Here is a 1213-nt window from a genome sequence, read left to right as displayed (position 1 = left end):
CGTGACCAGCGACCGCGCTCAGGCGGCAAAAGCTCACTAATAATCGCCCATTCTTCGTCTGTTAAATCACCGCGCATACGCTCTCTCCTTTCCGATGATAAGGGAGACATCATATGCAAAGAAATTTGAAAATATTTTTGTCAAAAGGAGCTAAATAGCGGTGCCTGTAAGTCCATTTTGGACAACTGACGTCAGGATCATTTCGCCGGGTTGGGATAACAGGACACGCTCCATAGTTCCAAATAGCAGCGTTACGGAACTTCTGGGAGGTATAGCTACAGTCGTAAACGATGCAACGCGGTCGATGAGGGAGGTTATCAAGAAGAACATAGGCAGATGGCACCTCATATGCTTGCCCTGGTGCAAGCGCGAGAGACAGCCTTTCCCGTGTCCGTCAGCTACGCCGCAGAGCTTGGTACCAAATCCTCCACGTGAGCGGCCAAGAGCTTCACGGTTTCTCTGGTTCCTTGTGTATCCCCTTTTTTGGCCGTCCCGGCGGCCTTGTGATGAGCGCGAATGACCGTACCATCAAGGAAGACCGTGCTCAAAGCCTGGTCTTTGCGGCTGACCCTGTCGAAAAGACGTTGCCAAACACCAAGTTTTGACCACTGAATAAACAATTGCGCAGCAATCCACCAAGGGACAAACTCAGAGGGTAAGGCACGCCATGTCACACCGTTCTGATGCCGCCAGAAAATCGCAGAAATCGTCCACTGACGGTTCTTGGGCGACGTCTTTCCCTTCGGGCGGCCTCCTCAATAAGAGGCTCCCAGAGGGACCAACTTTAATCAGAAAAACGGTCTTATTCATACTCATGATAAACAGATCAACAGCATACCGCATCTTTCAAGACCTAACAGGGCCTAGGCTAAGTATAATCAAAAAAATTGACTCCCTCATACGCGCGGCACAATCCCTCTTCATAATAGCAATGGCCAGGTAACGTTACCGACCAATAAATATTTCTCAGGTATAATCTCAATTAACGCTATTGCTGCTGGGTTTTAATACATTTCCTACAAAAAAGGCCCTCCATCTGGAGGGCCTTTTTTTCTGATTCCATCACACCATCTTAGTGCATTAATGCATTAACACGTGCAACGGCATCACCCAGTCCTTTCGTTGAGAAAGGCAAAACAATATCTTGCCCCGTCAGCGCCGTCAGCTTCACAGTCGCTTTCTTCGCATTTTGAAGCTTATTAAACTGCGCCTC

1 protein-coding gene and 1 pseudogene are annotated in these 1213 nt (G+C 48.6%); both read right to left on the bottom strand.

Features of this window, described 5'->3' with window-relative positions; genetic code table 11:
- Window positions 1-398 precede the first annotated feature (398 nt).
- Window positions 399-731: pseudogene (locus F457_RS14265) on the bottom strand (transposase); the annotation flags it as partial.
- Window positions 732-1072: 341 nt separating this feature from the next.
- On the bottom strand, window positions 1073-1213 hold a 141-nt coding region (locus F457_RS14430; protein ID WP_211209058.1), incomplete at its 5' end, for an invasion associated locus B family protein.

Source organism: Saccharibacter floricola DSM 15669, assembly GCF_000378165.1.
GTDB classification, from domain to species: domain Bacteria; phylum Pseudomonadota; class Alphaproteobacteria; order Acetobacterales; family Acetobacteraceae; genus Saccharibacter; species Saccharibacter floricola.
The sequence above is the reverse complement of the archived record's forward strand: the minus strand, read 5'-3'. Positions and strand labels throughout refer to the sequence as shown.